This is a genomic window from Rhizobium sp. AN5, assembly GCF_900215255.1.
Taxonomy (GTDB): Bacteria; Pseudomonadota; Alphaproteobacteria; order Rhizobiales; family Rhizobiaceae; genus Agrobacterium; species Agrobacterium tumefaciens.
The window spans coordinates 2071638-2097076 of sequence record NZ_OCMJ01000004.1 but is presented as its reverse complement, the minus strand read 5'-3'; the positions used below and the strand labels follow the sequence as shown (position 1 = coordinate 2097076).

Genomic DNA, 25439 nt, shown 5'->3' with positions numbered 1-25439 from the left:
ACCGGGGCCGCACGTTAAAAGGTTGATGGTGGGGGTCGCTCAGCGTCCCCCGCCTCTCGGCGTCATCCCCGGGCTTGTCTTCAGGTGGGAAACATCCGCCAAAGCGATAACGGCGCGGTTCTGCCAGTAATCGTCCTGTCTTAGGTGCGTGATGCTGCCGGAAGACGCCGGAAAGCTTACATAGCCGACGCTATCGATCGGCATTTTGATCCATGCCGCGATGACGAAGGTAAGAGCGAATCCATGGGTAACGATGATCTGTGTGGGGCAAGGACGCGATACAATCGCGTCCACGGCGCGGTACACTCTTTCGGCCAACTCTCGTCTCGTTTCGCCATCAGCAATTCCGCCACGATGATCCATCCGGTCGTGATGGGGGGCCGGTATTTGACGGGCGTCGAGCCATTCTTGCGGCATGCCACCCGCCGAACCGTAGCTGATTTCCCGCAGGCCATCCGTGGTTTCAAAAGGGCATTTGAGGTGTTCAGCAATGATTGCCGCAGTCTGGGAGGCCCGCAGAAGATCGGAACTGAAGATTTCGACTGATGCGTTGCCGATCAAGGCCACAAGTTTCTCGGCCGTCGCCTGCGCATCGGCTTTTCCCTTGGGTGTCAGTTCGGTATCATACCAGCCACCAACCTTGTTCTCGACATGATGGACGGACTGGGTGTGCGTGACGACAAAAATGTTCTTCATAGTGTTCTTCCGGGTATCTGGGGCTTACTCGAACCCCCACAGCCTGCCTTCGCCCACCTCCACGGAATTGCCGGCCGGGTCGCGGATGTAGACGGAATAGCTGTCATTCGGCCAGCGGTGATAGTGTTCGATGGGAATTCCAAGCTCCTCGAAGCGGGCTTTCCAGTCGTCCACTTCCGACTTGTCTTTCGCATAAAAACAGAAATGGCCTTGTCCGGTGGCGCCGTGGCGCGGGATCGGATTGTCGGGGGTGGCCGTGCGCGATTGTTGCGGATCGAAGACCAGCAGCATCTGCCGGCCACATTTGAAGAACACGAACTGGCCCGGCAGCCTGCGCACCACCTCCAGCCCGAAGACATCGCGATAAAAGGCCTCGGCGGCGTCGAGATCGTCGGCGTAGATCGCCGTTTCCATAAGGGCGGCTGGCGGTTTCATGGTTCCTCCCCGATGTCTGGCAACGGATATGGCGGACAGTCTATGTTTTCGTGCTGTAGGTCAGCACCGTCAGGTCGTGTTTGCCGACACCACGTTCCAGAACGGTCCAGCCGCAGTTCGTGTAATAGGTTTCGAGATGGCGCTGGCAGCACAGGTAGCTGGTGTCGTGACCAAGTTCGGCGGCCCGTTGTGTTGCGGCCTGCATGAGCGCCCGGGCGACACCTGAGCGTCTGCTGTTTTCCTCCACCCAGAGTGCGGCAACCCATGGCAGATATTGTGGCCGCTCCTCCAGATCGCAATGGATAAGAAAGGCGGAGCCGACGTAACCTTTGTCGTCATGGGCGACGAAGCCGGTCGGAAGGGCATGGGGGTTCACCATATCCTTCAGATGTTCAGCCACATCGCCGACCTGGAGGCCACTATCCTGCCACCATGCCGTCCAGACCCGTTCCGCAATGATGGGTCCATGCGACTGGCAGTCGCGATAGTCGGAAATACTGTACAAAAAGCCCTCTCCCTGATCGGTTGCTGCGGCGATTTAACCGGTCACGGCGGGCTTTCGCAACCCACAGGTTGTTGAAAGCGGATCAGGATTTCGTTGCCGTCACATGCAGCCAGTCGGTTGGCAGCTTGTCGTAACCGCTGCCGTGCCGGGCTTCTATCTCCAGGCCTACCCAGGCGAAATGCCCGTACAGGTCCTCAAGCCAGGTTTTCGAAGGATAGTTGTAATAGCGGCCGAACGTGTCGCGGCCTTCCGCTTCCCCGGCCTTGAAGCTGGCATAAAAAACGCCGCCCTGTTTCAGCGCCGTATGGATGCAGCCGATGATGCCGGAAAGAGCGGGGCGGGGGACATGCAACAGGCAGGCATTGGCCCACACGCCGTCATAAGTCTCCACGTCGCCGATATCTTCGAACAGCAATGTCGCGACGGGAATGCCGAGCCGCGTTTCGGCCGCCTTGGCGATTTCGGGTGTGCCGTCCGTCGGGCGCACGTCGAAGCCTGCAGCGAGCATGAATTCACTGTCCTGCCCGCCACCACACCCCAGTTCGAGAATGGTCGCGCCTTTGGGCAGGCGCGTCAGGAATTTTTCCAGATGGGGAAGGTCCGCCGTCTGCCCTCTCGACGTATAGGCTCCGGCATTATCCGTATAAAAGCCGATCGTGTCGTCGTCTCTGCCGGCCATTGTCTCAGCTTTGCGATTGGCTCTGCGATTGCTGCACGGTCACCGAAACGTTCAGCGTTTCACCGGCCGGGCCGATCCGCATGCCCGATATCGGCGCGCAGTCGCGGTAGCAGAGGCCAAGGGCAATACGCACGTAGCGATCATCAGGGCAGATATTGTTGGCGGCGTCAAAGCCAACCCAGCCGAGTCCCTGCAGATGCACCTCGGCCCAGGCATGGGTTGCCGTCTGCTCCGCCACGTCTTCCATCATCAGATAACCGGAAACATAGCGGGCGGGCAGGCCCATCAGCCGGGCGGCGGAAATGAGGATATGGGCATGGTCCTGGCAGACGCCCTTGCCGGCTTCGAGTGCCAGTTCGGCGGTGGTTTCGGTGTCGGTCGAACCCGGCACATATTCCACCTTGCTGTTGATCTTCTCCATCAGGTCGTGCAGACGTTCGAGCTCGCTGTTGCCGGTGCTGGCCTTCGCCAGTTCGCGCACGAGTTTGCCGGGCTTCGTCAGCGGCGTCTCGCGCAGGAAGAGCCATAGCGGCGCACTGCCGGTGTGGGGGCCGACCATGCCGGCCTTGTCTTCGGTTATGACGAGGCCACCAGCCACGACCTTGACCCTGCGTTGCGGGCCTTCGGTCTCGACCAGTGCGACACGGTTGCCGAAATGGTCGTCATAGCTCACTTCGACGGTGGCGCCGTCGACCGATACATCCCAGTCCTCCACGGTCTGGCACGGGCCGGTCTGTGGTGTCAGGCGCAGCCGTTGCAATGCATAGGGCATCGGCTCGTCATAGACATATTCGGTCGTATGGGTGATTTTCAGACGCATAAGCTGTCCCCGTCCACGCGCTTACAGATAAAAGCGGTAGCCTTCCATGATTTCCTGCCCCAGCTGCCCGTTCCGGTTGACAAATCTCTCCAGAAACTCATGCAGTCCTTCATCCATGACGCGATCGATCGTCGTCTTGCGCAGACTGTCGCGAATGCTTTCCGCCGTTTCATGCGCCTTGTGCTTTTCACCGTAATCCTCAGCTATGTAATTGAGGTTGCTGGTGATCTTCTCATAGCAATAGGCGAGCGAGCGCGGCATGCGGCCGTTGAGAATGAGGAAGTCGGCGATGTTGGCGGGCTTGTATTCCGCATCGTAGACCCAGCCATAGGAGCGGTGCGCCGAGACCGACCGCAGGATGGATTCCCATTGGGCATTGTCGAGCGAGGAGCCGACATGCGCCACGGCCGGCAGCAGCACGTAATATTTTACGTCGAGAATGCGGGCGGTGTTGTCGGCGCGCTCGATGAAGGTGCCGATGCGGGAGAAATTATAGAGATCGTTGCGCAGCATCGAGCCGTGGAAGGCGCCGCGCACCAGACCGGCGCGATGCTTGATGACATCGATGGTCTGCGGCAGTTCGGCATGGCTGAGCTTGCGGCCGAGGATGTTCTTCAGCTCGATCCAGAATTCGTTGGTGGCTTCCCATGTCTCGCGCGTCAGCGCGGTGCGCACCATGCGGGCATTGTTGCGGCCCGCCTCGATGCAGGACATGACGCTGGAAGGGTTTGCCTTGTCCCGCAGGAGATAATCGATCGCATTGGCCGCCGTTACCTTCTCGCGGGTTTCGAGAAAGGCTTCGTGCACGCCGGCACTCTGCAACACGCCGTCCCAGTCCTCATCGCCGCTGCCGCTGCGTGTCAGGGAAACGCGCAGGCCCGCATCAATAAGCCGGGCGATGTTTTCAGCGCGCTCGATATACCGGAACATCCAGTAGAGCCCGTTTGCCGTTCTGCCCAGCATGGCTTAGTCCTCCAGTACCCATGTATCCTTGGTGCCGCCGCCCTGGCTGGAATTGACCACCAGCGAGCCCTGCTTGAGGGCAACACGGGTCAGTCCGCCGGGAATGATCTTCACCTTGTCTGAAACCAGCACATAAGGACGCAGATCGACATGGCGCGGCGCGATGCCGTTCTTCACCATGATCGGCACGGTGGAAAGCGACAGCGTGGGCTGCGCGATGTAATTGGAGGGGCGGGCTTTCAGCTTTTCGGCAAAAAGCGCCCGTTCCTTTTTCGACGCGGTGGGGCCGACCAGCATGCCGTAACCGCCCGAACCGTGAACTTCCTTGACGACCAGTTCGGCAAGGTTGTCGAGAACGTATTTCAGGCTGTCCGGCTCCGAACAGCGCCATGTCGGCACGTTTTCCAGAAGCGGCTTGCGGCCGGTGTAGAACTCGACGATCTCAGGCATGTAGGAATAGATCGCCTTGTCGTCGGAAATGCCGGTGCCGGGGGCATTGGCGATGGTGATGTTGCCAGCGCGGTAGACATCCATGATGCCGGGTACGCCGAGCGCCGAATCCGGCCGGAAGGTGAGTGGGTCAAGGAAGTCGTCGTCGACGCGGCGGTAAAGCACGTCGATGGCCTCGTAGCCACGGGTTGTGCGCATCTTGACCTTGCCGTCCATGACGCGCAGGTCGGACCCTTCCACCAGCTCCACGCCCATCATGTCGGCCAGGAAGGAATGTTCGTAATAGGCGGAATTGTAGATGCCGGGGGTCAGCACCGCGACGCGCGGCTTGCCGGTGCAGCCGGGGGGTGCAAGCGAGGCGAGCGATTGGCGCAGCTGATAGGGGTAATCCTCCACCCGCTGCACGCGGTTTTCATGGAAGAGTTCCGGGAACATCTGCATCATCGTTTCACGGTTTTCCAGCATGTAGCTGACACCTGAAGGCGTGCGGGCATTGTCTTCCAGAACGTAGAACTGGTCTTCGCCAGTGCGGACGATATCCGTGCCGACAATGTGGGTATAAACGCCGCCGGGTGGCGTGAAACCGATCATTTCCGGGAGGAATGCAACGTTCTTCTCAATGATTTCACGGGGTATACGCCCGGCGCGGATGATTTCCTGCTTGTGGTAGATATCGTCGAGGAAAGCGTTGAGAGCGAGAACGCGCTGTTCGATACCCTGGGCCAGTTTGCGCCACTCGCGCCCGGAAATGATGCGCGGAATGATATCGAAGGGGATCAGTTTTTCTGAACTGTCGGCGTGGCCGTAGACTGCGAAAGTAATGCCTGTTTTTCGAAAGATGTTTTCCGCGTCTTTAGACTTCTGGATCAGGTGTGCCCTGTCCTGCCGGCTGTACCACTCGTTATAGTTTTCATATGGGCTTCGCGGCGCGTTGTCCGCATTTATCATTTCGTCAAATGCCAACTTCGATGTCCCCTTTTTTGCCATATGAATACAACGACAAATGCAATGCAAGAACTATGCGGAGGCCTCCGTGAAGATTTTTTACCGCCCTAGAGTTTTAAAAAAGAAGCGTTTTTTCGCTTTCAGCCTATAAATGCGGCATTGGCAAATTGGTTGCAGGGCAAGGTGGGGTGGAACGGGGTAGTGGCGCTGTGTGCGCCGTGGGCGAATGCACAAATTTTGTTCGTTCGCTTTCGGTTGATGGGTTTTGGGTGTGGCATCAGAAAATCTGAAAGATGCGATCACCAAAACACTTTTGACCTTTTGCGGGGATGGGGATACCGGCTAGCTTGGACGGCTGTGTTTCGCCACGGGGTGCGCGCCGAGATCCGGCCGGGTCATTGACCGGTTGCTTCAAGTCGTAAAAATGTCAATTCGCCGCATGCCTTATGTCCCGGACCAATGTCCGGTTGCGGGGCATCACGCGGCACAGGGGAAGTTCCCATGTCGCTCGACCGTCTAGCTCCGGCCATCTTCGTCTTTCTCTGGTCGACCGGCTGGGTCACCGCAAAATATGCCGTTTATTATACCGGTCCGCTGACCTTCCTCTGTCTGCGTTACTTATTGGCGGGTGCGATATTGTGGGCGATCTGCCGGTTTTCCTCCATTCAATGGCCTGAACGGCGCATTGATGTCTTCCGGGCGATCTTGTCCGGTGTGTTCCTGCACGGCCTCTACCTTGGCATGATCTGGTGGGCGATAGGGCAGGGTGTGCCGGCGGCGATCGGGGGCATTATTGCCGGTTTGCAGCCGTTGATGACGGCGGTTGCCGCTCGGTACATGATCGGCGAAAAGATCTCTCCGGTGCAGCGTGCCGGCTTGCTTCTCGGCTTTGTCGGCATTGCCATCGCCGTGCTGCCGAAGGTCATGGCGTCAGGCGCGCTCGGCCTTTCCGTGCCGCTTTATGCCGTGGCGGTGAATGTGCTGGGCATGACGTCCGTGACCTATGGCACCCTCTACCAGAAGAAATACGTCCATGGCGGAAACATCATGGCGGTCGCCACGCTGCAATATGTCGGCGCCCTCATCGTCACGGTTCCCTTCGCGCTGTTGCTGGAGGATGGCCATGTGGATTGGAGCCTCGGGCTTGCCGCCACGCTCGTCTGGTCGGTAGGCGCGATCTCCATCGGTGCGGTGGCCCTGCTGCTCTATCTCATCCGGCGCGGGCAGGTCTCGCGCGCCGCCTCGCTGATCTATCTCGTGCCGCCGCTGGCTGCCGTGGAAGCGGCCCTGCTTTTCGGGGAAACGCTGACGCCTGCCATGATTGCCGGCACGGTTCTGGCTGTAACGGGTGTGTATCTGGCCAACCGCCGGCCCGCAGCGCCGGTTGAGGCACGTTAATTCCTACAACCTCATATTAGAGGTTTGTTAACCATAAAATTATACCTCTCGTTAATCTAGAGATTTGGCGGGGGTTACATGTCTATTTCACGTCGTGGTGTTCTGTTCGGATTGCCGCTGTTGCTGGCCGGCTGCGCAAGTTCCGGCATCGGGCAGCAAAGGCTTAATTATGCGGCGAAGCCGGACGAGAAGTTTCCGCTTCCGGAAATGCATCTCGACAAGGTGAAGCCCGAGCTGCGCCGGCAGGAAGTGGCCTACGACACCGCGCATCCGGCCGGAACGGTGATTGTGGATACGCCAGCGCGGCGTCTTTATTACGTGCTGGGTGATGGACGGGCAATGCGTTACGGCGTCGGCGTCGGTCGCCAGGGGCTCGCGCTGAAGGGCGACGCCTATATCGGCCGGAAGTCGGAATGGCCTTCCTGGACGCCGACCGCAAACATGATGCGCCGTGATCCGCGCAATCTGAAATACGCCGGCGGCATGGAGGGGGGGCCGAACAACCCGCTCGGCGCACGGGCGCTCTACCTCTATCGCGGCGGCAACGACACCATGTTCCGCCTGCACGGCACCAACCAGCCGCAATCCATCGGCCACGCCATGTCAAGCGGCTGTATCCGCATGCTGAACCACGACATCATCGATCTTTACAGCCGCGTGCCGGTTGGCTCCAGGGTCGTGGTGCTGCAGGCCTGACGGGGATGCGGATTTTTCCGCCTTTGCCACGCGAAAAAATGCCTGTATCCTTGGGTTGATTTTTTCCACATGAGCCCAGTTTTATGGTGGAAAATCAACCATGTGTAGAATGCCTCCCTTTATGTATTTAAGGGAGTTCTGCTATATCGGAAATGTGATTTTCGGTGTTCGAGACGTGTATCCATAAAGGCATGATTGCGCTGTATCGAGCGTCGCACTACTTCAACGGGGACACATGAACATGGCAATCTTAGACAATCTCTCCCGCTATCGCCCGCAGGCACTCGGGGCGCTGCGCATCATGACAGCGCTGCTTTTCATTTCGCATGGAACGCAGAAGCTGTTCGGTTTCCCGGCATCGCAGATGGACGGCTCCCTGCCGACGATGCTGCTGGTGGCGGCGCTTCTGGAAGCCGTTGGCGGCATTCTCGTGCTGGTCGGCCTTTTCACGCGTCCGGTTGCCTTCATCCTGTCCGGCCAGATGGCTGTTGCCTATTTCATAGCGCACGGGCCTAAGAGCTTCTTCCCCGCTCTCAATGGGGGCGACGCCGCGATCCTGTTCTGCTTCATCTTCCTTTATCTCGTGTTTGCCGGTCCGGGCGCTTTCTCGGTGGATGAACGCCGGGCCTGATCGGCCGCTGCATTGACCGGTCTGTCATTGAAGCCCCTCATGGCTGGTACCGTGCGGGGCTTCATGCTTTTGAAGCGGAGCAAACTTCGGCCGTCACCGAAGCATAGATGCTTGTTTTCGGGTTAGGAACGGTTCATCCTGAACGCAGTTGGAAAATTGATCCGTGACCAGTCAAAACCCTATCGCCCGAGAATTGCTGCTGCTCGCCCTGTTGTCCACTCTGTGGGCCGCATCCTACACTTTCATCAAGATCGGGGTGGAGACAATACCACCGCTGACCTTCATTGCCGCAAGAACCCTGATTGCCGGTCTGTTGCTGCTGGCGGTCATTCGCCTGCGCGGGCTGCGGTTGCCGCGGGATTTCGCCACATGGCGGCTCTTCTTCGTTCAGGCCTGCATCAACAGCGTGTTGCCTTTCACGCTGATCGCGTGGGCGGAGCAGAGCATCGATGCCGGTCTCGCCGTCATCCTCAATGCGACGACGCCGATCTTCACCTTTCTTCTCACCGCGCTGATCATCCGGCATGAACAGGTCAGCGGGCGCAAGCTGTTCGGCACTATTGCGGGCATGACAGGTGTCTGTCTCATCATCGGTCTGGATGCGTTGAACGGGGCGGGTGAGGCGCTGTGGAGCCAGATTGCCGTGCTGACTGCGGCCTTTTCCTACGCCTGTGCCGCCATCTTCAGCAAAAACTTCAGGGGTCTCGATCCCGTCATGCCTGCCGCCGGCTCGCTGATCTGCGGCGCCGTGCTTCTGTTGCCGGTGAGTGTGATCGTTGACCGGCCCTGGACATTGTCGCCATCTTCGGCGTCGCTCACCGCACTTGCGTGTCTCAGCGTCTTTTCAACCGCGCTCGCCTTCATGGTCTATTTCCGGCTGATGCAGACGCTCGGTTCGGTCGGTACCACGTCGCAGGCGTATCTGCGGGTTCCGATCGGTGTCGCCATTGGCATGGTGTTTCTTGGAGAAGTGCCGACGCCTGCCATGTGGGTGGGTCTTGTCTGCGTGATTGCCGGTGTGCTGGCCATGACCTTGCCGTCGCGGCGCCGGTCGTTGGCGCAGGGCGGTTGAGAGCAAAAAGAAAACCCCGCAAGCCTGCGCTTGCGGGGTTTGAAGGTAGACACGCGATGCCGACGAAGCCGACTCGCGCAGAGTTACTTAGCGGTTACGGCCGCGATTGCCGTTTCCGTTGCCGGAAGCGCGCTTTTCCTGGCCGTTGCCGCCAGCAGGCGCGTGACGGTTGCCACCGCTGCCGCCGGGCTTGCGGGCAGGGCGGCGCTGCTTGCGGGGGCCGGCCGGGCGACCCGCGTCACCTTCCGCCGTCTTCACGCGCTTGAAGTCTGACGTGACTTCCAGATCGTTGTCCGCATCACGCGGGGCGTGGTGACGCGAGGGACGGGGCTCGCCATTGTGGCGTCCGCCTTCGCGAGGGCCACGCGGCTGGCCGCCATTGTTGTTGCGACCACGGTTGTTGTTGTTCGGGCGCGTCGGGCTGGCAAGACCGGCCGGACGTTCACCGGATGCAACCGGGATATCGATCTTCATCAGCTTTTCGATATCGTGCAGCAGACGCGTTTCGTCCGGTGCGCAGAACGCGATGGCAATGCCGTCGCGGCCGGCACGGGCGGTACGGCCGATGCGGTGGACATAGGCGTCGGGCACTTCCGGCAGGTCATAGTTGAAGACGTGCGTCACGGCCGGAATATCGATGCCGCGGGCAGCAACGTCGGTTGCGACCAGAACCTTGATCTCACCGTCCTTGAAGCCCTTCAGTGCCCGCTCGCGCTGGCCCTGGCTCTTGTTGCCGTGGATGGAAGCGACCTTGAAGCCGATATGTTCGAGATGCTTGTAGAGCTTTTCCGCGCCGTGCTTGGTGCGCAGGAAAACGATCGAGCGGCCATCCGGGTTTTCGTTGAGCGACTTCTTCAGAAGGTCTGTCTTGTCGTTCTTGCCGGCGACGAAATGCACGTACTGCTCGACCTTGTCGGCGGCCTTGCCCGGAGGTGTTACCTCGACCTTGATCGGGTCCGTCAGGAAGTTGCTGGCAAGCTCGGAAATCGCCTTCGGCATCGTTGCCGAAAACAGCAGGGTCTGGCGCTTGGCCGGAACCATCTTGGAAATCTTGCGCAGGTCGTGAATGAAGCCCAGATCGAGCATTTGGTCGGCTTCATCAAGCACCAGATAGGTGACCTTGGAAAGCGAGATCGCGTTGCGGGCGATGAGGTCCAGCAGGCGGCCGGGTGTCGCCACCAAGACGTCCGTGCCTTTTTCGAGCTGAAGCTGCTGCTTGTTGATCGATGCGCCGCCGACAACCTGGTTGATGCGCAGCGGCGTCTTCTTCACGAAGGAGCGCAGGTTTTCGCCGATCTGGTTCACCAGTTCGCGGGTCGGTGCAAGGATGAGGGTGCGGGTGGTGCGGTTTGCCGGGCGGTCGGCTTGCTTCATCAGCATTTCGATGATGGGCAGGCCGAATGCTGCCGTCTTGCCCGTGCCGGTCTGTGCGAGGCCGATGAGATCACGGCCTTCAAGCAGCAGCGGAATGGCCTTTGCCTGAATGGGGGTGGGGGTCGTGTAGCCGAGCTGGGTAACGCTGGCCACAATCTTTTCAGAGAGGCCGAGTTCGCTAAAACTGGTCAATAGTAATGCCTTTCGGGGCGCCAAAAACCAATCGTCCGGAGCAGTTGCTGCTGTCCGGCGGTTTCGGCGTCAAGAACCCCGCGTGAATTGGGAACTTGTGGGTTGGAATAACTTTCTGCGCATCAGTGCGGCAAAACGCCGTCTTCTGTATTCGTTGCGCTTTTCCTTCATGCGGGCCAAGTCATCTTGGTCATGTGCTGCAGCTCACGCGGCTGCCGAAGGTGAAAGCTTGACCGGCATGTGGGCGTTTTATGGCGTAAAGTCAAGCAATAGTTTTGTAACGCTGCCGTCCCGCGGCGCATGGCTGCCATGCAGAAGGCAGGCTGGTGATTACCGGCACGGCGCTGAGGCTTGCGAATAATTATGGTTAAAAAAGGGTAAAGCGACCATTCCGCACATAGCAAATAGCGGTTTTCTCACATAACGTTTTTGCAACGACGTCTGGAAATATTTGATTCGACAAGGATGGAACTGCACGGTGTGGAGTATCGCTTGACCCAAGGATGCGGGTTGCTGGAAAAAGCTTACGGGGCCATCGCCGCCCTGGATTTGCCCGCGTGCATCAAGGACAGCGAGCTTCGCTACCTCATGGTCAATGCAGCCTATGGCCGGGTCATGGGGCGTCCGCCCGCCGCGTTCACAGGCCACACCAGCCTTTCCCTTACCGCCGATATTCGAGATGCCGAGCGCGAGGATAGGGAGCGCCGCTCGCTGGTCTTTGCCACGGACGAAGTGATTTCATGCCATGGTGCAGCGTCTTCAGGGCCTTACAAGCTGCGTTGCGAACGCTTCACCGGCGATGACGGCAGTCTGTTCCTGTTCGAAGTGTTCGAAGAAATGCCCTCTGTCGTCGTGAAGGGTATTTCGGACGGCGGCAGCGCCGACCTGCTGTTCGACAGCGGCGTTATCGACCTCATCGATGCCGGCATCGTGATTTATGACCGTGAAAACCGGCTCGTCTATTGCAATGCGCGTTTCGTGGAATTCTACAGCGATTTCAACCTCCAGCTAAAGCCCGGCACCCGGCTTGAGACGCTGATGGAGGCGGTCTATTTCTCGAGCGGCTACCGCAACGTGAAATCGGACGATCCGGATTACCAGGCATGGCTGCAGAAGCAGTTGCGGGATTTTTCCCTGCCCTATCTCGAGAGGGTGGAGCAGTTTGCCGATGGCCGCTGGGTGCGCATGGTCAACAAGCGGCTGGAAAACGGCATGCTGGTGGGGCTTCGCGTCGATGTGACGGAGTTCAAGGCGCATGAGACCCTGCTTAGCAAGCAGATCCGCGAGACCTGGCTGCTGCGCGCCGCGCTTGAGCAATTGCCCGTGGGCGTGTTCCTGCGGGATCAGGACAGGCGGCTGACCTTTGCCAATGCGGCCTTTGAGAAATTCCAGGGCGGCAGCCTCGCCGACTATTTGGGCAAGACCGAATGCGAGATGTTTCCGGAGGAAGGCGCAGAGTTCCAGCGGGAAAACGAGCATATCCTGCAAACCGGAGAGGCGATTGAAAAGACCGGAAACATTCCGCTTTCGGATGGCGGCGCCGTCCCGGTCATAACCCGGCTCGGCCGGGTCACGACGCCGGATGACGAATATTATCTGGTGGGTTCAGTCACCGATGTCAGCCTGCTGCAGGATCGGGAAAATGCGCTGATCGCGGCGCAGGCGCAGGCCGAAGCGCTGCATCGCCAGTTCGAAACGGTTCTTCATGCCCTGCCGGTTGGCGTACTGCTCCTCAACGCTGATCTCGTCATCGAATATGTCAATCCGTGCTTCGACACGTTATGGGGCGAAATCGGCGGCGAGAAGTCGCTTGTCGGCAAAAGCTATCGCGAATTCATGGAAACGAATTTCGAAAGCGGCCTTTATGACTATGGCGATATACCCTTCGAGGAACTCTACAACCAACGCGCAGAACGGCTGCTCAACGACAAGGTCTTCACGCCGCGCGAGGTGCGCAGCAAAAGCGGCAAGGTCACCGTCATTTCCAAGACCCGCCTCGACGGCGGAAAAATCCTCAGCACCTATGCCGATGTGACCGACGTGCGCATGCGCGACGCCGAGATCAGTGAGGCAAAGGCCGAGCTTGAGCGTGTCGGCGAATATATGCAGGGCGCCACGCGCGCCATGGCACAGGGGCTGGTGCTGGTCGAGCAGGGAACCATCATCATGTCCAACGAGGCCGTGGCGCGAATGTTCGACGTGCCGCCGCAGCTGCTGGAAAAGGGCTGCAACTGGTCGGGGTTCTTTGCCCATTGCGCCGGGCGCGGAGATTTTGGAACCAAAGAGGAGGCGGCCGCGACGCTGACCGCCTGGAGAGAGCACATAGCCGCCAACAGGCCGTTCTCCTGGCTGATCCATATTGCCGGAAAGACGTGGCTCAATCTGGAAGCGACCAACAGTTCCGGCAATTACTGGCTCTTCATCGTCACCGACGTGACCGAGATGAAGATGCGCGAGGAGGAGTTGCAGCGGCTGCTTTCCCGCGCGGAAGCGGCAGATCGCGCCAAATCTGAATTCCTTGCCAATATGAGCCATGAAATCCGCACGCCGATGAATGGCGTGCTCGGCATGGCGGAACTTCTGGCCAAATCCAATCTGGATACGCGCCAGAAAACCTTCACCGATATCATCGTCAAATCCGGCAATGCGCTTCTGACGATCATCAACGACATTCTCGATTTCTCCAAGATCGAAGCCGGGCAGATGAAGCTGCGTAGCGTGCCTTTCGATCCGGCGGAAGCGGTGGAGGATGTGGTTTCCCTCCTGTCTTCGGCGGCACTGGAAAAGAACATAGAACTGGTCGTCCGGATAGATCCGTCGGTTTTCGGCAAGGTCATGGGGGACGCCGGGCGGTTCCGCCAGGTCGTCACCAATCTTGTTGGAAACGCCGTCAAGTTCACGGAAATGGGGCATGTGCTGATCGAACTTTCGGCGCAGTCGGCGGAAGCGTCGGAGACCATTCTGTCGCTGCGCGTCGAAGATAGCGGCATCGGCATTCCCGCAGACAAGCTCGAAACCATCTTCGACAAATTCAGCCAGGTCGACGGCTCAGCGACGCGGCGGCACGAGGGAACGGGATTGGGACTGGCGATCACGGTCGGTCTTGTCGGTCTTTTCGACGGTACCATCAATGTGGTGAGCGAAGTCGGCAAGGGATCGACCTTCGAAGTCAATATTCCGTTTCACGTTACGGAAAAACGGCGCGACGCTCCGCTTCTTGCCATGGCGATCGAGGATATACGCGTACTCGTCATCGACGATAACGACGTCAATCGCCGCATATTGACGGAGCAGTTGAAGACTTGGGATATCGACGGCCATGCTGTGCAGGACGGGCCATCAGGCATTGCCGTGCTGCAGGAGGCTGCATCTCTCGGTTTTGCCATCGACGCCATCATTCTCGATTATCATATGCCTGTTATGAACGGGCTGGATGTGGTCGAGCGCATCAGGGCGGATAGCCGTTTCGACGATATCGCCATCGTGTTCCTGACGTCCATGGATGTCGTGGGTGACGAGAGCCTGTTCACCGATCTCAGCGTGCAGGCGCATCTGATGAAGCCGGCGCGGGCGCGTCTGTTGCGTTCCACCCTGTTCGATGTGGTGCGAGATGTGCGGCAGAAGCGCGCCCGGCAGGATCCGCAGGGGCTAAGGTCAGGTGGTAGCGATGCGCCAGCGCGGCCGGACAATGGCCCCACGGACAAGAAGCGGCGGGTTGCGCCACCTCCGACGACGGTTCCAGACCGGCGCCGACCCTGCCTTGTCGATGTGCTGGTGGCCGAGGACAACGACGTCAACCAGATCGTTTTCACCCAGATATTGCAGCAGGCGGGTTTGCGGTTTTTGATCGTCGGCAATGGCAAGAAGGCCGTTCAGGCGTGGGAGGAGCACAATCCCGCCGTCATCCTTATGGATGTGTCGATGCCGGTCATGAACGGGCATCAGGCGACACTGGCAATCCGCGCCGCCGAACAGGCGGCTGCCGACGGCCGGCATGTTCCGATCATCGGCGTTACCGCGCATACACAGGACGCGGACCGCGAGCTTTGCATCGCAGCAGGCATGGATGATTATCTGTCGAAGCCCATCAGCCCCGAAATTCTCGAGGACAAGATCGCGCAATGGCTGGGAGACGCGATGCCACGCCGCGACGTGCCGACCGCCTGACAGTGACGGCCGGTTGCTGCTGTGGGAGCCGTCTCAGCGGGATGGCTTGGTGCCGCACAGCATCTCACGCTTCCCGGCAAACCCTTTGCGGCGCTCCAGTTCAAAACCGGCGGCGATGAGGTTGCGGCGGACGAAGCCAGCGGCGGCATAGGTGGCGAATGTGCCCCCCAGTACCGTCTTACCGAACAGCGTCTGCATGATTTCCAGCGACCACATGTCGGGATTGCGGGCTGGGGCGAAACCATCCAGAAACCAGGCGTCGAAGCCTTCGCTTCTGCCGGAAATGCCGGCGAGCGCTTCGCCGCATACCACTGTCAGGCGCGTCTGGTCGTCCAGTTCGATATCGACCTCGCCTTTCGGGTCCGCCGGCCAGCGGGCGACCAGTGCCTTGCGCTCAATATCCACTTCCGGCCAGCGGGAAAGCGCCCGGTCGATCTCGTCCGCCTTCATCGGGTAGAGTTCGAAGGACATGAAATGCAGCGTGGAGCGGCCGTTGCGCACCTCTTTCCATTGACGCCAGGTCTCGCAGAGATTGAGACCGGTGCCGAAGCCAAGTTCGCCGATGCGGAAGATGCCCTCTCGCTCAAGCCAGCGCTGCGGCAGGCCGTTTCCGGACAGAAAGACATGGCCGCATTCCAGCCTGCCATCCGTCTGGCAATAAAAATGATCGTCAAAGGCCAGCGAATAGGGCATATCCCCCTCACGCCAGTCGAGCGCGGTGGGCGGATTGTCGGCTGCCGAACCGACATCTGCGGTGTTTTCCTTGGAATGTGTCATGACTAATGCCGATAGTCCCGCTTTCGAATCTGGTCAATCACCAAGATTGCGGGCACCAAGATTGCCTGGCTCGGTGCCGCTTCTCATCGTCGGTGGCGGCATTATGGGGCTGTGGGCTGCCGTCAAGGCAGAGCGGCTGGGCATAAACGCCCTGCTGCTGGAAGCGGGCCGTCTTGGCGATGGCGCAAGCGGCGGGCTGTTGGGCGCGCTGATGCCGCATATGCCGGACCGCTGGTCGGACAAGAAGCAATTCCAGTTCGACGCTCTCGTCGCGCTGGAAAAACAGATCGCCGAGCTTGAGGCCGAAACCGGGCTTTCCGCCGGTTACCGGCGCTGCGGTCGGATCATTCCCCTGCCGAAACCACATTTGCGCAGCATTGCCGAACGGCACGAGCGGGATGCCGGGGAAAACTGGGTTTCAGACGGGCGCCGGTTCCACTGGCATGTCGGCGACAGCCCTTCCGTTGCCGGATGGGTGGACGATGCGGCGGGGCAAGCCGGCTTCGTGCTGGATACGCTGGCCGCAAGGGTTTCTCCCCGGGCAATGATCGCCCTTCTGTCGGCTTTCCTCCGCAACGCCCGGCATGTGCGGGTGGCGGAACAGTGCCGCGTCGTCTCGCTCGATCCGGATAAAGGGCGGGCGGTGCTGTCGTCGGGCGACGAGGTCGCCTTCGGTCATGTCATCGTCGCGAACGGCCATGGTTCCTTCGCGCTGATCCGCGATGCCATCGGTCTGGAACCCGGCATTGCGCTTGGACAGGCCGTGAAGGGACAGGCCGCCCTTCTGGATGCTGCGGCCGACCCGGCCATGCCGGTCGTATTTCTGAACGGCCTCTACATCGTGCCGCATGAGGATGGCACTGTCGCCATCGGCAGTACCAGCGAAGATTGTTTTTCCGATCCATTCAGCACCGACGAAAAGCTGGAAAAATTGCTTGCGGATGCATGCGCCGTGGTGCCGTCGCTTGGCCGTGCGCCGGTGCTCGAACGCTGGGCCGGGCTGCGGCCGAAGGCGGTTGGACGGGACCCGATGGTGGGTACACTTGCCGAATATCCGCGGCTCGTGGCGTTATCGGGCGGCTTCAAGGTCAGCTTCGGCCTTGCCCATTGTCTTGCTGATGCTGCGTTGCAGGCCGTGTGTGGCCACACGCCGGACGTGCCTTCCGGTTTTCGCCTTCAAGAACACGTGAGTATTGCCGTCCGGACTTTAGAAACTTCTGATTAGTTTGGTCCACGTCGTTAATCTGTCACGCAAATCGCTTACTTGCTGGCCTGCAAAGAGCCCCGTTTGGCCGCATTTGCGGCGAGGTGACAGCGCATGCGATACGCCATCCATTTCACGCCTTCCCCCAACGACCCGCTGACGCATGCGGCTGCCGCGTGGCTGGGACGCGATGCCTATTCAGGCCATGCGGTGGAGCCGCCTGGCATGATCGATCTCGGCATGCAGGAGATTTCCTACCATACCGCCCTGCCGCGCCGTTATGGTTTTCACGGCACCATAAAGGCCCCGTTCCGGCTTGCCGAAGGTCATTCCGAGGCCGCGCTGTTGCGCGACCTGATGTATTTTTCCGGCAGGCAGGACCCTTTCACGCTTCCACAACTTATAGTAGCGCGGCATGACAATGTCTTCAGCCTCGTTCCCGAGCGCCCCTGCGAAGTGCTGAATTTTTTCGCAGCCCGTGTGGTGCAGGAATTCGACCGTTACCGCGCGCCACTCTCCGAGGCGGAAATCGAGCGGGCGGATCCGGACCGGCTTTCGGCTTCGCAACTGACCAATCTGCATCGCTGGGGCAGCCCGCATGTGATGGACGAGTTCCGTTTTCAGATGTCGCTGACGGGCGGTGTCGAGCCTTCCAGCAGCCAGAGGATCGAGCGTGCCGTGCGCAAGGTTTTCGAGCCGCTGCTCAGCCGGCCTCTGTCATTTTCCAGCCTCGCGCTTTTCATCGAGGATGAACCCGGCGCGCCTTTCCGGGTGCATTCGCTGCATCCCATGGGTCGTGTTTCCGCCCGCAAGATCGCCTGAAAAGCGCGCCGCAGAAATCGTACACAAAAAAGCATCGGAATGTCGGCAAAATTGCTCTCGACATTCCGAATGCGGATGCTACCGTCCGTGCATCGCATGTCTGAAGCGTGTCGTGTTTACCCGTTTCGGGCAGACACCTTCGGATGGTTGTTTTGCTCATGTCTTCCAGAAGCGGGTTCCGCTTCGGGAGAGGTGTTTTGGGTGGCTGAATGATTTCCGAGAATTACTCCCGCAATCTGGTGGGCTACGGCCGCAATAGTCCCGATCCGAAATGGCCGGGCGGCGCACGCATCGCCGTGCAATTCGTCATCAATTACGAAGAGGGCGGCGAAAGCTGCATTCTCGACAATGACAAGGCTTCGGAATCGCTGCTGTCGGAAATCGTCGGCGCGCAGCCGTGGCCGGGCCAGCGCAACCTGAACATGGAATCGATCTACGAATATGGCTCACGCGCCGGTTTCTGGCGGCTGTGGCGCATGTTCGCCGATCTCGGCGTCACCACAACTGTTTATGGCGTGACCGCTGCCATGGCGCGCAACCCGCAAGCCGTTGCGGCAATGAAGGAAGCGGGTTGGGAAATCGCCAGCCACGGTTATCGCTGGCTGGAATACAAGGATTTTTCCGAGGAGGAGGAGCGCAAGCATATAACCGAAGCCGTGCGCCTGCATACGGAGCTTACGGGCGAGCGCCCCTTTGGCATGTATCAGGGCAAGCCTTCCGACAATACGTTGCGTCTCGTCATGGAAGAGGGCGGTTTTCTCTATTCGTCCGATTCCTATGCCGACGATCTGCCCTATTGGGTGAAGGGATTGCAGGATGAACCGTTCCTGATCATTCCTTATACGCTCGACACCAATGATATGCGTTTCGCCACACCGCAGGGCTTCAATTCCGGCGACCAGTTCTTCGCCTATCTGAAAGACGCTTTCGACGTTCTTTATCAGGAAGGGCGTGAAGGCGCGCCGAAGATGATGAGCGTCGGCCTGCATTGTCGTCTCGTCGGCCGTCCCGGCCGCGCCGCAGCCCTTCGCCGTTTCATCGAATATGTGCTGGGCCACGAAAAGGTGTGGATTCCGCAGCGTATCGAGATCGCTCGTCACTGGCATGAAAACCACAAGCCGGGAACGCTCTGATGCTGACGCGGGATGAATTTGTCAGCCGTTTCGGCGGTGTGTTCGAACATTCGCCTTTTATCGCCGAGCGGGCCTATGATGTCGGAGGCGCAGGTCTGGAGTTAACGGCGAAGGCGGTTCACGGCGCATTATGCGCGCAGTTTCGTGGCGCCTCCGAAGCGGAACGGCTGGGTGTTTTGCGCGCGCATCCTGATCTTGCCGGCAAGCTCGCAATCGCAGGTGAGTTGACCGCCGATAGCCGCAATGAACAGGCAGGCGCAGGGCTCGACCGGCTTTCGCCCGAGGAGCATGCGCGCTTCACCGAGCTGAACTCCGCCTATACGCAAAAATTCGGCTTTCCATTCATCATTGCAGTCAAGGGGCTGAACAGGCACGATATTCTCTCCGCCTTCGAGACGCGTATCGGCAATGATGCGGCGACAGAATTTGCGACGGCGACGGCGCAGGTGGAAAAGATCGCCTGGCTGCGCCTTTCCTCGATGCTGCCCGAGGGCTGAATTGGCGAGCGGCGGTCGTTCCGCTATACTCGTGCTATCTGGAGACTAAGGCCATGAGACCCTCCGAGGTGCTGGAAAAGAACAGGGAAGCGATCCGCGAAGCAACAAAGCGCTTCAACGCGGCAAACCCGCGCGTGTTCGGTTCCGTCGCGCGTGGCGAGGACAGGCCGGACAGCGATCTGGATATTCTGGTGGATGCGTTGCCGGGGACCACTCTGTTCGATCTTGGCGGACTGCTGGAGGAACTGAAGACTATCCTCGGTGTCGAGGTTGACGTCGTCACCTCAGGCGGCCTGCACTCGGATATCCGGGCGCGTGTTCTGATGGAAGCCAAAGCAGTATGAGTACGGATCGGCTTCTGCTCTACCTGAAGGAGATGGATGTTGCCGCCTCCCGAATAGGGGGTTTCATTCAGGATATGGATGAGGCCGCTTTTTCTTCCGATACGCGTACCCAGATGGCGGTAATGATGGGCCTTGCCCTGATTGGCGAGGCGGTCGCAAAACTGGACAAACATTACCCCGCGTTTTTACAGCAGCACCCGGAAATCCCCTGGATAAAGATGAAGGGTATGCGCAATTTGATCGTGCATGATTATTTTCGGGCGGAACTCTCGGTCGTCTGGAAAACGATAACGCAGAGCATTCCGGATTTGCAGGCGCGTCTCTCACTCCTCCGAAACTGGCATGCCCAAGGTGAATGACATTTGACTGATTTTCTCGAAATCAAGCCTCTGACCAAAGAGGCGTTCGCATCCTTCGGTGATGTGATCGAAATTACACCCTCTTCCATGCGCCACATCAACGGCGGCCAGACCGAGCGGCATCATGCCCTTGCGGCACCCGAGGCGGCGGGCGAGGGCGCGCGTATCATCCTCAATATCTTTCGCGGGCAGCCGCGTGCCTTCCCGCACACAATCGAGATGATGGAGCGGCATCCGCTCGGCAGCCAGAGCTTTTCGCCGCTGTCCGGCAGGTCATTCCTCGTCGTCGTCGCCGAAGACGAGGGGGGCAAACCCGCCCGACCGCAGGTTTTTCTGGCGCGCGGGGATCAGGGCGTGAATTACCGCCGCAATGTCTGGCATTATCCGTTGATGCCGCTGCAGGCGATTTCTGATTTTCTCGTTGCCGATCGCGATGGGCCGGGCAACAATCTGGAAGAGCATTTTTTCGATGCGCCCTACATTATCGCGGAGCCCAGCCTATGACCGGTTTGACCACCCACGTCCTCGATGCCGCCCATGGCACGCCCGCCGAGGGACTGACGATCGAGCTTTACCGGCTCTCGGGTGATCGTCGCGAGAAGATTAAGACGGTTAAGACCAATAGCGATGGCCGCGTTGATGGCGGGCCGCTGCTTGTGGGCGACAGTTTCAAGGCCGGGGAATACGAGCTGGTTTTCCATGCGGGCGATTATTTGCGTGGCAAGGGCGTCGCCTTGGCGGAACCCGCCTTTCTCGACATCATCCCCATCCGTTTCGGCATTGCCGACGAGAGCAGCCATTACCATGTGCCGCTTCTGCTTTCGCCTTATAGTTACTCCACCTATCGAGGAAGCTGACCGCCATGATCTTTGCCGCCATTGCCGATATTCATGGAAACTGCGCCGCACTGGAGGCCGTGCTTGAGGATATCGCGAGGCTTGGCATCAAGGACATCGTCAATCTCGGCGATTGCTTCAGTGGTCCGCTGGAAGCGGGTTTTACCGGCGATGTGCTGGTTGGTAACTGGATACCCAGCGTTCTCGGCAATCATGATCGCGAATTGATCGAGCGCGCGCCGGAAGAGATGGGCAGCTGGGAGAGGCCGGCGCATGCGCAGCTGACCGCCGCGCATCTGGACTGGCTGCACACCCTGCCGTTCAGCATGGTTTTCAAGGACGTCGCCTATTGCTGCCACGGCTCGCCGCGCGGTGATCTGGAATACTGGCTGGAGACGCTTTCGCCGGAAGGGGTGCTGAAATTGCGACCGCTTTCCGAAATCGAGGCCATGGCTGATGGCATCACCCAGCCGCTGATGTTGTGCGGCCACACACATATCGCCCGCACCGTGCAGCTCTCCGATGGCCGCTTGATCGTCAATCCCGGCAGCGTCGGCTGCCCCGGCTGGAAAGATGACACGCCGTTCGACCATCATGTCGACGTCGGTCATCCGCTGGCTAGCTACGCCGTGCTGGAACAGACCGCACGCGGCTGGCAGGTCTATTTCCGGCAGATACGCTACGATAATCTTGCCATGGCCGAGATGGCGAAGGTCAACGGCATTCCGTATCTGGCCGATGCGTTGGAAAACGGTTGGCTCAAGCGGTAGAGCTCACCCTTCGCTGTTCATGACCACGCACGCATAAGACTGCGCCTTCAACTCCTTGCAGGCGGAAACCGCCGAAGACTGGTCTTCAAACCCGGTGAAGCGGGCGCGGTAGAGCGTTGCCGATCCGCTTTGCACCGCTTCGGTATAAGGCGCGATGCCGGAGTAGCTGCTGGCGATGTTGGAGCGGGCATTGGCGAGCAGCGAGCGGGCGGCGGCTTCGCTGTCGGTGGCGGCGATCTGTACTTCCCAGCGGCTGCGTTGGCCGGTCATTTGTGCAGCGGGTGCGGGTTTCGGGATGGCAGAGACCTGGATCATATCCGCCATCTGGCTGTTCGCCGTGGCGATCTGCATGGCTATCGGATCGGCGCGACGCTCGGCAAACATAGGCAATGGTACGGCTGCCGGGGGGACGGCTGCGGGCGGCACATCGAAGGTGCGGCTGACATTGGCGCTTGCCACCAGCTGTTCGGTATTACGGTTTCTCGAGGCCTGCGGCATCGCCTTGTCCAGCAGAGCTGCCATCTGCGCATCGCGGCTGCGCGCGGTCTTGCCGCCCAGCACGACGCCGACGACACGGCGGCCATTGTGATTGATGGCGCTGACGAGGTTGAAACCCGACGCATTGGTGTAACCGGTCTTGATGCCGTCCATGCCCTGATAGCGATACATCAGATTATTGTGGCCACGGATGCGCTTACCCCGGAAGCTGAAGGATTCCATGGCAAAGAGGCCGTATTCTTTCGGAAAGTCGCGCTGCAGCGCAAGTCCGAGTTTCGCCATGTCGCGGGCCGTCGTCACCTGCGATTTGCTGGGCAGGCCGGAGGCGTTGCGGAAAACCGTCTTGGTCATGCCAAGCTGGCGGGCCTTGCGGGTCATCATCTGCGCAAATTGTGCCTCGGACCCACCGAGATGGTCGCCCATGCCTTCCGCCATGTCATTGGCGGATTTGACGATCATGCCGTAGACGGCTTCGCGGACCGTAAACGTCTGGCCCTCACGCACATAAAGCTTCGAGGGGATGACGGCTGCGCCGTTCCTGGACATCCTTATCTTCTGGTCCCAGCGAATTCGGCCGGCGTGCAACGCCTCGAAGGTCATATAGAGCGTCATCATCTTGGTCAGCGATGCCGGGTGGTTCAGCACATCGGCGTTCTGCGCGGCGAGAACCTTGCCGGTATTGGCATCCATGATGAAATGGGCATAACCGGCCTGCGCAGGCGATGCCTGCAATGAGAGGATCGCGCAAAAGAAGGCGAGTGCGAATACCCATGCGCCCGCCATTCCCCGTTTGATCGTTCCCGACATGGTCCACCCCTTTTTGTTCGATCGCCGCGATGAGCGAAGTTTTACTGACACTTTCCGGCAACAAAACCGCTAAAACTTTAGAGATCGCTTTCATGCTTAATTAAGTATGAAATTCAACCCGCATACGGGCCCTACAATTTCCTTGAAAAGAAACCAACCATCCGGTATGTACTGAAAGCATGAAAAATGCACATGAACGCAAGAAGCAGCCCGAGATCGTGCGCCGCAGTCTCCTAGACTGTGCGGCGAAACTTGCTGCTGATCAGGGTGTTGCCGCACTTTCCGTGCAAGCGGTGGCGGATGCGGCGGGGGTGACGAAGGGTGGCCTGTTCCACCATTTCTCCTCCAAACAGGCGTTGCTGGAAGCTGTCATGGCGGACCTTCTGGGTGCGCTGGATGCGGAAATCGACGTGCTCATGTCACAGGATTGTGAACCTTACGGGAGCTTCACGCGGGCCTATGTGAACGCCGTTTTTGCCGATCGCGACCGGGAATCGGGCAGGCAGTGGGCTGCGATCTCGGTATCGATGGTCGGAGAACCATCGCTTCGGCGCATGTGGACGGGCTGGTTCGATGGACGTCTCATCCGTCATAAAGACACGGACGAGGGGGTGCTACTGGAGTTGGTGCGGCTTGCCGCAGACGGCATCTGGTTTGCCGATCTGATGGCTGATGACGGCAAGGCAGGGGGCGACAGGGCAGCTCTCAAGGCCCGGATGATTGCTCAGACGAAAAGGGAAATGGAACCATGAATGCGGCTGTTTTTACCTATGGGGCGCTTGTCGCGGCCATCATCTGCGAGGTTATCGCAACCTCTTTCCTGCAGCAGTCGCAGCAATTCACCAAGCTGTTGCCGACGGTGCTGATGGCGCTGTTTTACGGTGCGGCTTTTTATCTCCTGTCGTTCACGCTCCGGGCGCTGCCGGTCGGGGTTGCCTATGCGATCTGGAGCGGGCTTGGCATCGTGCTGATTTCTGGCATTGGCTATTTCGTGTTCCGCCAGACGCTGGATATTGCCGCCGTCGTTGGCCTCGGTTTCATCGTCACGGGAGTGGTGATTGTGAATGTATTTTCGAAGACGGTGGGGCATTGAGCCGGCCTCTCCACCTCATTCATGTGCTTGTCACAGGAATGAGGGAGGAAGCGTATCGCCAGGAGTGAGCGACGGCATCGGGCACCACCTTCGCCCCACTGCCATCACGCCAGAATACTGCGATCCACATCGGTAATCAGCCTTTTGCCGCAAAGCGCCATGCTGATATCCATTTCCTTGCGGATGATCTCAAGCGCTGTCGTCACGCCCTGTTTGCCATCCGCGCCGAGGCCGTAGAGGAACGGGCGGCCGATATAGGTGCCCGTGGCGCCGAGTGCTACTGCCTTCAGCACGTCCTGGCCGGAGCGGATGCCGCCGTCCATATGTACCTCCACTTTGTCGCCAACGGCATCGACGATCCTCGGCAGCATGGCGATCGAGGAATGCGCGCCGTCGAGCTGGCGACCGCCGTGGTTGGAAACGATGATGGCGTCCGCGCCGGTATCGAGCGAGGCGCGCGCATCTTCCTCGTCAAGGATGCCCTTGAGTATGAGCTTGCCGCCCCAACGCTCCTTGATCCATTCGACATCCTTCCACGACAGGCGCGGATCGAATTGCTCGGCCGTCCAGGAGGAGAGCGATGAGAGGTCGGAGACATTCTTGGCGTGGCCGACGATATTGCCGAAGCTGCGGCGCTGGGTGCGCAGCATGTCGAGGCACCATTTTGGCCGTGTCGCCATCTGCCAGATGTGTTTCGGGGTAAATTTCGGCGGGGCGGAGAGGCCGTTGCGCAGGTCCTTGTGGCGCTGGCCGAGAACTTGCAGGTCGAGCGTCAGCACCAGCGCCGAGCATCCCGCTGCCTTCGCCCGGTCGATCAGATTATTGACGAAATCCCGGTCCTTCATCACGTAAAGCTGGAACCAGAAAGGTTTGGAGGTGACGGAGGCGACATCCTCGATGGAGCAGATGCTCATGGTGGAAAGCGTGAAAGGCACGCCGAATTCTTCCGCCGCTTTTGCCGCCAGCATCTCGCCATCGGCATGCTGCATGCCGGTGAGGCCAGTGGGGGAGAGCGCCACCGGCATCGAAACCTTCTGGCCGATCATTTCGGTGGCGAGCGACCGGTCGGTCATATCCACCAGCACACGCTGGCGCAGCTTTATCTTGGAAAAATCCTCCTCATTGGCCCGGTAGGTGCCTTCCGTCCAGGCGCCGCTATCGGCATAGTCGAAAAACATCTTCGGCACACGGCGCTGAGCCTGTTTCTTCAGGTCCGCTATGGTGAGGATTTTGCCCATGGATAAAGCCTTCACATTTGAATGATGGCTTCATATAT

27 protein-coding genes are annotated in these 25439 nt (G+C 59.4%); 16 read left to right on the top strand and 11 right to left on the bottom strand.

The window, feature by feature from the left end:
* Positions 1-39 precede the first annotated feature (39 nt).
* The 7 genes from CRP02_RS22960 to CRP02_RS22930 form a co-directional block, all read right to left on the bottom strand.
* Positions 40-696 carry a histidine phosphatase family protein gene (locus CRP02_RS22960; protein ID WP_097172388.1) on the bottom strand — a complete coding sequence of 219 codons (657 nt, stop codon included), beginning with the start codon at positions 694-696 and terminating at the stop codon, positions 40-42.
* 24 nt (positions 697-720) lie between these two features.
* Positions 721-1131: a VOC family protein gene (locus tag CRP02_RS22955; RefSeq protein ID WP_097100731.1), complete on the bottom strand. Its 411-nt coding sequence runs from the start codon at positions 1129-1131 to the stop codon at positions 721-723.
* Positions 1132-1171: 40 nt separating this feature from the next.
* Entirely contained in the window at positions 1172-1636 is a 465-nt protein-coding gene (locus CRP02_RS22950) for a GNAT family N-acetyltransferase (protein ID WP_097172387.1), read from the bottom strand.
* Between the two features lie 82 nt (positions 1637-1718).
* Positions 1719-2315, bottom strand: a complete 597-nt coding sequence (locus CRP02_RS22945) for a class I SAM-dependent methyltransferase (RefSeq protein WP_097172386.1) — start codon at positions 2313-2315, stop codon at positions 1719-1721.
* 4 nt (positions 2316-2319) lie between these two features.
* Positions 2320-3135: a transglutaminase family protein gene (locus CRP02_RS22940; protein ID WP_097100728.1), complete on the bottom strand. Its 816-nt coding sequence runs from the start codon at positions 3133-3135 to the stop codon at positions 2320-2322.
* 21 nt (positions 3136-3156) lie between these two features.
* Positions 3157-4098 carry an alpha-E domain-containing protein gene (locus CRP02_RS22935; RefSeq protein ID WP_003513700.1) on the bottom strand — a complete coding sequence of 314 codons (942 nt, stop codon included), beginning with the start codon at positions 4096-4098 and terminating at the stop codon, positions 3157-3159.
* Positions 4099-4101: 3 nt separating this feature from the next.
* Complete coding sequence (locus tag CRP02_RS22930) at positions 4102-5511, bottom strand: circularly permuted type 2 ATP-grasp protein (protein ID WP_003513699.1); 1410 nt, start codon at positions 5509-5511, stop codon at positions 4102-4104.
* 483 nt (positions 5512-5994) lie between these two features.
* Between CRP02_RS22930 and CRP02_RS22925 the strand changes: the two genes are divergently transcribed.
* The 4 genes from CRP02_RS22925 (at position 5995) to CRP02_RS22910 (ending at position 9290) form a co-directional block, all read left to right on the top strand.
* Complete coding sequence (locus CRP02_RS22925; protein WP_003513697.1) at positions 5995-6891, top strand: DMT family transporter; 897 nt, start codon at positions 5995-5997, stop codon at positions 6889-6891.
* 78 nt (positions 6892-6969) lie between these two features.
* Positions 6970-7587 carry a L,D-transpeptidase gene (locus CRP02_RS22920; protein WP_003513696.1) on the top strand — a complete coding sequence of 206 codons (618 nt, stop codon included), beginning with the start codon at positions 6970-6972 and terminating at the stop codon, positions 7585-7587.
* 235 nt (positions 7588-7822) lie between these two features.
* Positions 7823-8218, top strand: coding sequence for a DoxX family protein (locus CRP02_RS22915; protein ID WP_019565150.1), 396 nt, complete (start codon positions 7823-7825; stop codon positions 8216-8218).
* A gap of 163 nt (positions 8219-8381) precedes the next feature.
* Entirely contained in the window at positions 8382-9290 is a 909-nt protein-coding gene (locus CRP02_RS22910; protein ID WP_097172385.1) for a DMT family transporter, read from the top strand.
* 87 nt (positions 9291-9377) lie between these two features.
* Here the strand turns inward: CRP02_RS22910 and CRP02_RS22905 are convergent, their stop codons facing one another.
* Positions 9378-10856: a DEAD/DEAH box helicase gene (locus CRP02_RS22905; RefSeq protein WP_003513690.1), complete on the bottom strand. Its 1479-nt coding sequence runs from the start codon at positions 10854-10856 to the stop codon at positions 9378-9380.
* Positions 10857-11321: 465 nt separating this feature from the next.
* Between CRP02_RS22905 and CRP02_RS22900 the strand changes: the two genes are divergently transcribed.
* Positions 11322-15023: a response regulator gene (locus tag CRP02_RS22900; RefSeq protein ID WP_097172384.1), complete on the top strand. Its 3702-nt coding sequence runs from the start codon at positions 11322-11324 to the stop codon at positions 15021-15023.
* A gap of 33 nt (positions 15024-15056) precedes the next feature.
* Here CRP02_RS22900 and mnmD read toward each other — a convergent pair whose 3' ends face one another.
* Positions 15057-15800 (bottom strand): tRNA (5-methylaminomethyl-2-thiouridine)(34)-methyltransferase MnmD, encoded by a 744-nt coding sequence (mnmD, locus tag CRP02_RS22895; protein WP_097172383.1) that lies wholly within the window; start codon positions 15798-15800, stop codon positions 15057-15059.
* Here mnmD and CRP02_RS22890 point away from each other — a divergent pair.
* The 9 genes from CRP02_RS22890 (at position 15799) to CRP02_RS22850 (ending at position 21765) form a co-directional block, all read left to right on the top strand.
* Positions 15799-17025 (top strand): NAD(P)/FAD-dependent oxidoreductase, encoded by a 1227-nt coding sequence (locus CRP02_RS22890; RefSeq protein ID WP_102026109.1) that lies wholly within the window; start codon positions 15799-15801, stop codon positions 17023-17025. The genes mnmD and CRP02_RS22890 overlap by 2 nt on opposite strands.
* Before the next feature lie 93 nt (positions 17026-17118).
* On the top strand, positions 17119-17826 hold the full coding sequence (locus CRP02_RS22885; protein WP_097172382.1) for a DUF1045 domain-containing protein: 708 nt from the start codon (positions 17119-17121) through the stop codon (positions 17824-17826).
* A 209-nt stretch (positions 17827-18035) separates the two neighbouring features.
* The gene (gene puuE, locus CRP02_RS22880; RefSeq protein WP_097172381.1) at positions 18036-18959 is read left to right on the top strand and encodes an allantoinase PuuE; all 924 of its coding nucleotides are present in this window, start codon (positions 18036-18038) and stop codon (positions 18957-18959) included.
* Positions 18959-19456, top strand: coding sequence for a 2-oxo-4-hydroxy-4-carboxy-5-ureidoimidazoline decarboxylase (gene uraD / locus CRP02_RS22875; protein WP_097172380.1), 498 nt, complete (start codon positions 18959-18961; stop codon positions 19454-19456). The genes puuE and uraD overlap by 1 nt, the downstream gene beginning before the upstream one ends.
* Before the next feature lie 53 nt (positions 19457-19509).
* The gene (locus CRP02_RS22870; protein ID WP_003513679.1) at positions 19510-19800 is read left to right on the top strand and encodes a nucleotidyltransferase family protein; all 291 of its coding nucleotides are present in this window, start codon (positions 19510-19512) and stop codon (positions 19798-19800) included.
* Positions 19797-20159, top strand: a complete 363-nt coding sequence (locus CRP02_RS22865; protein ID WP_097100722.1) for a DUF86 domain-containing protein — start codon at positions 19797-19799, stop codon at positions 20157-20159. The genes CRP02_RS22870 and CRP02_RS22865 overlap by 4 nt, the downstream gene beginning before the upstream one ends.
* A gap of 3 nt (positions 20160-20162) precedes the next feature.
* Positions 20163-20663 (top strand): ureidoglycolate lyase, encoded by a 501-nt coding sequence (locus CRP02_RS22860; protein ID WP_097172379.1) that lies wholly within the window; start codon positions 20163-20165, stop codon positions 20661-20663.
* Positions 20660-21016 carry a hydroxyisourate hydrolase gene (gene uraH / locus CRP02_RS22855; protein WP_097172378.1) on the top strand — a complete coding sequence of 119 codons (357 nt, stop codon included), beginning with the start codon at positions 20660-20662 and terminating at the stop codon, positions 21014-21016. The genes CRP02_RS22860 and uraH overlap by 4 nt, the downstream gene beginning before the upstream one ends.
* Positions 21017-21021: 5 nt before the next feature.
* Positions 21022-21765: a metallophosphoesterase family protein gene (locus CRP02_RS22850; RefSeq protein ID WP_097172377.1), complete on the top strand. Its 744-nt coding sequence runs from the start codon at positions 21022-21024 to the stop codon at positions 21763-21765.
* 3 nt (positions 21766-21768) lie between these two features.
* Here the strand turns inward: CRP02_RS22850 and CRP02_RS22845 are convergent, their stop codons facing one another.
* Positions 21769-23046 carry a serine hydrolase gene (locus tag CRP02_RS22845; protein WP_179784170.1) on the bottom strand — a complete coding sequence of 426 codons (1278 nt, stop codon included), beginning with the start codon at positions 23044-23046 and terminating at the stop codon, positions 21769-21771.
* Positions 23047-23249: 203 nt separating this feature from the next.
* Here CRP02_RS22845 and CRP02_RS22840 point away from each other — a divergent pair, with 203 nt between their 5' ends.
* The gene (locus CRP02_RS22840) at positions 23250-23822 is read left to right on the top strand and encodes a TetR/AcrR family transcriptional regulator (protein WP_097172375.1); all 573 of its coding nucleotides are present in this window, start codon (positions 23250-23252) and stop codon (positions 23820-23822) included.
* Positions 23819-24163 carry a DMT family transporter gene (locus CRP02_RS22835; RefSeq protein ID WP_097172374.1) on the top strand — a complete coding sequence of 115 codons (345 nt, stop codon included), beginning with the start codon at positions 23819-23821 and terminating at the stop codon, positions 24161-24163. The genes CRP02_RS22840 and CRP02_RS22835 overlap by 4 nt, the downstream gene beginning before the upstream one ends.
* A gap of 104 nt (positions 24164-24267) precedes the next feature.
* Here CRP02_RS22835 and CRP02_RS22830 read toward each other — a convergent pair whose 3' ends face one another.
* Entirely contained in the window at positions 24268-25401 is a 1134-nt protein-coding gene (locus CRP02_RS22830; protein ID WP_179784103.1) for an alpha-hydroxy acid oxidase, read from the bottom strand.
* Between the last annotated feature and the right edge of the window lie 38 nt (positions 25402-25439).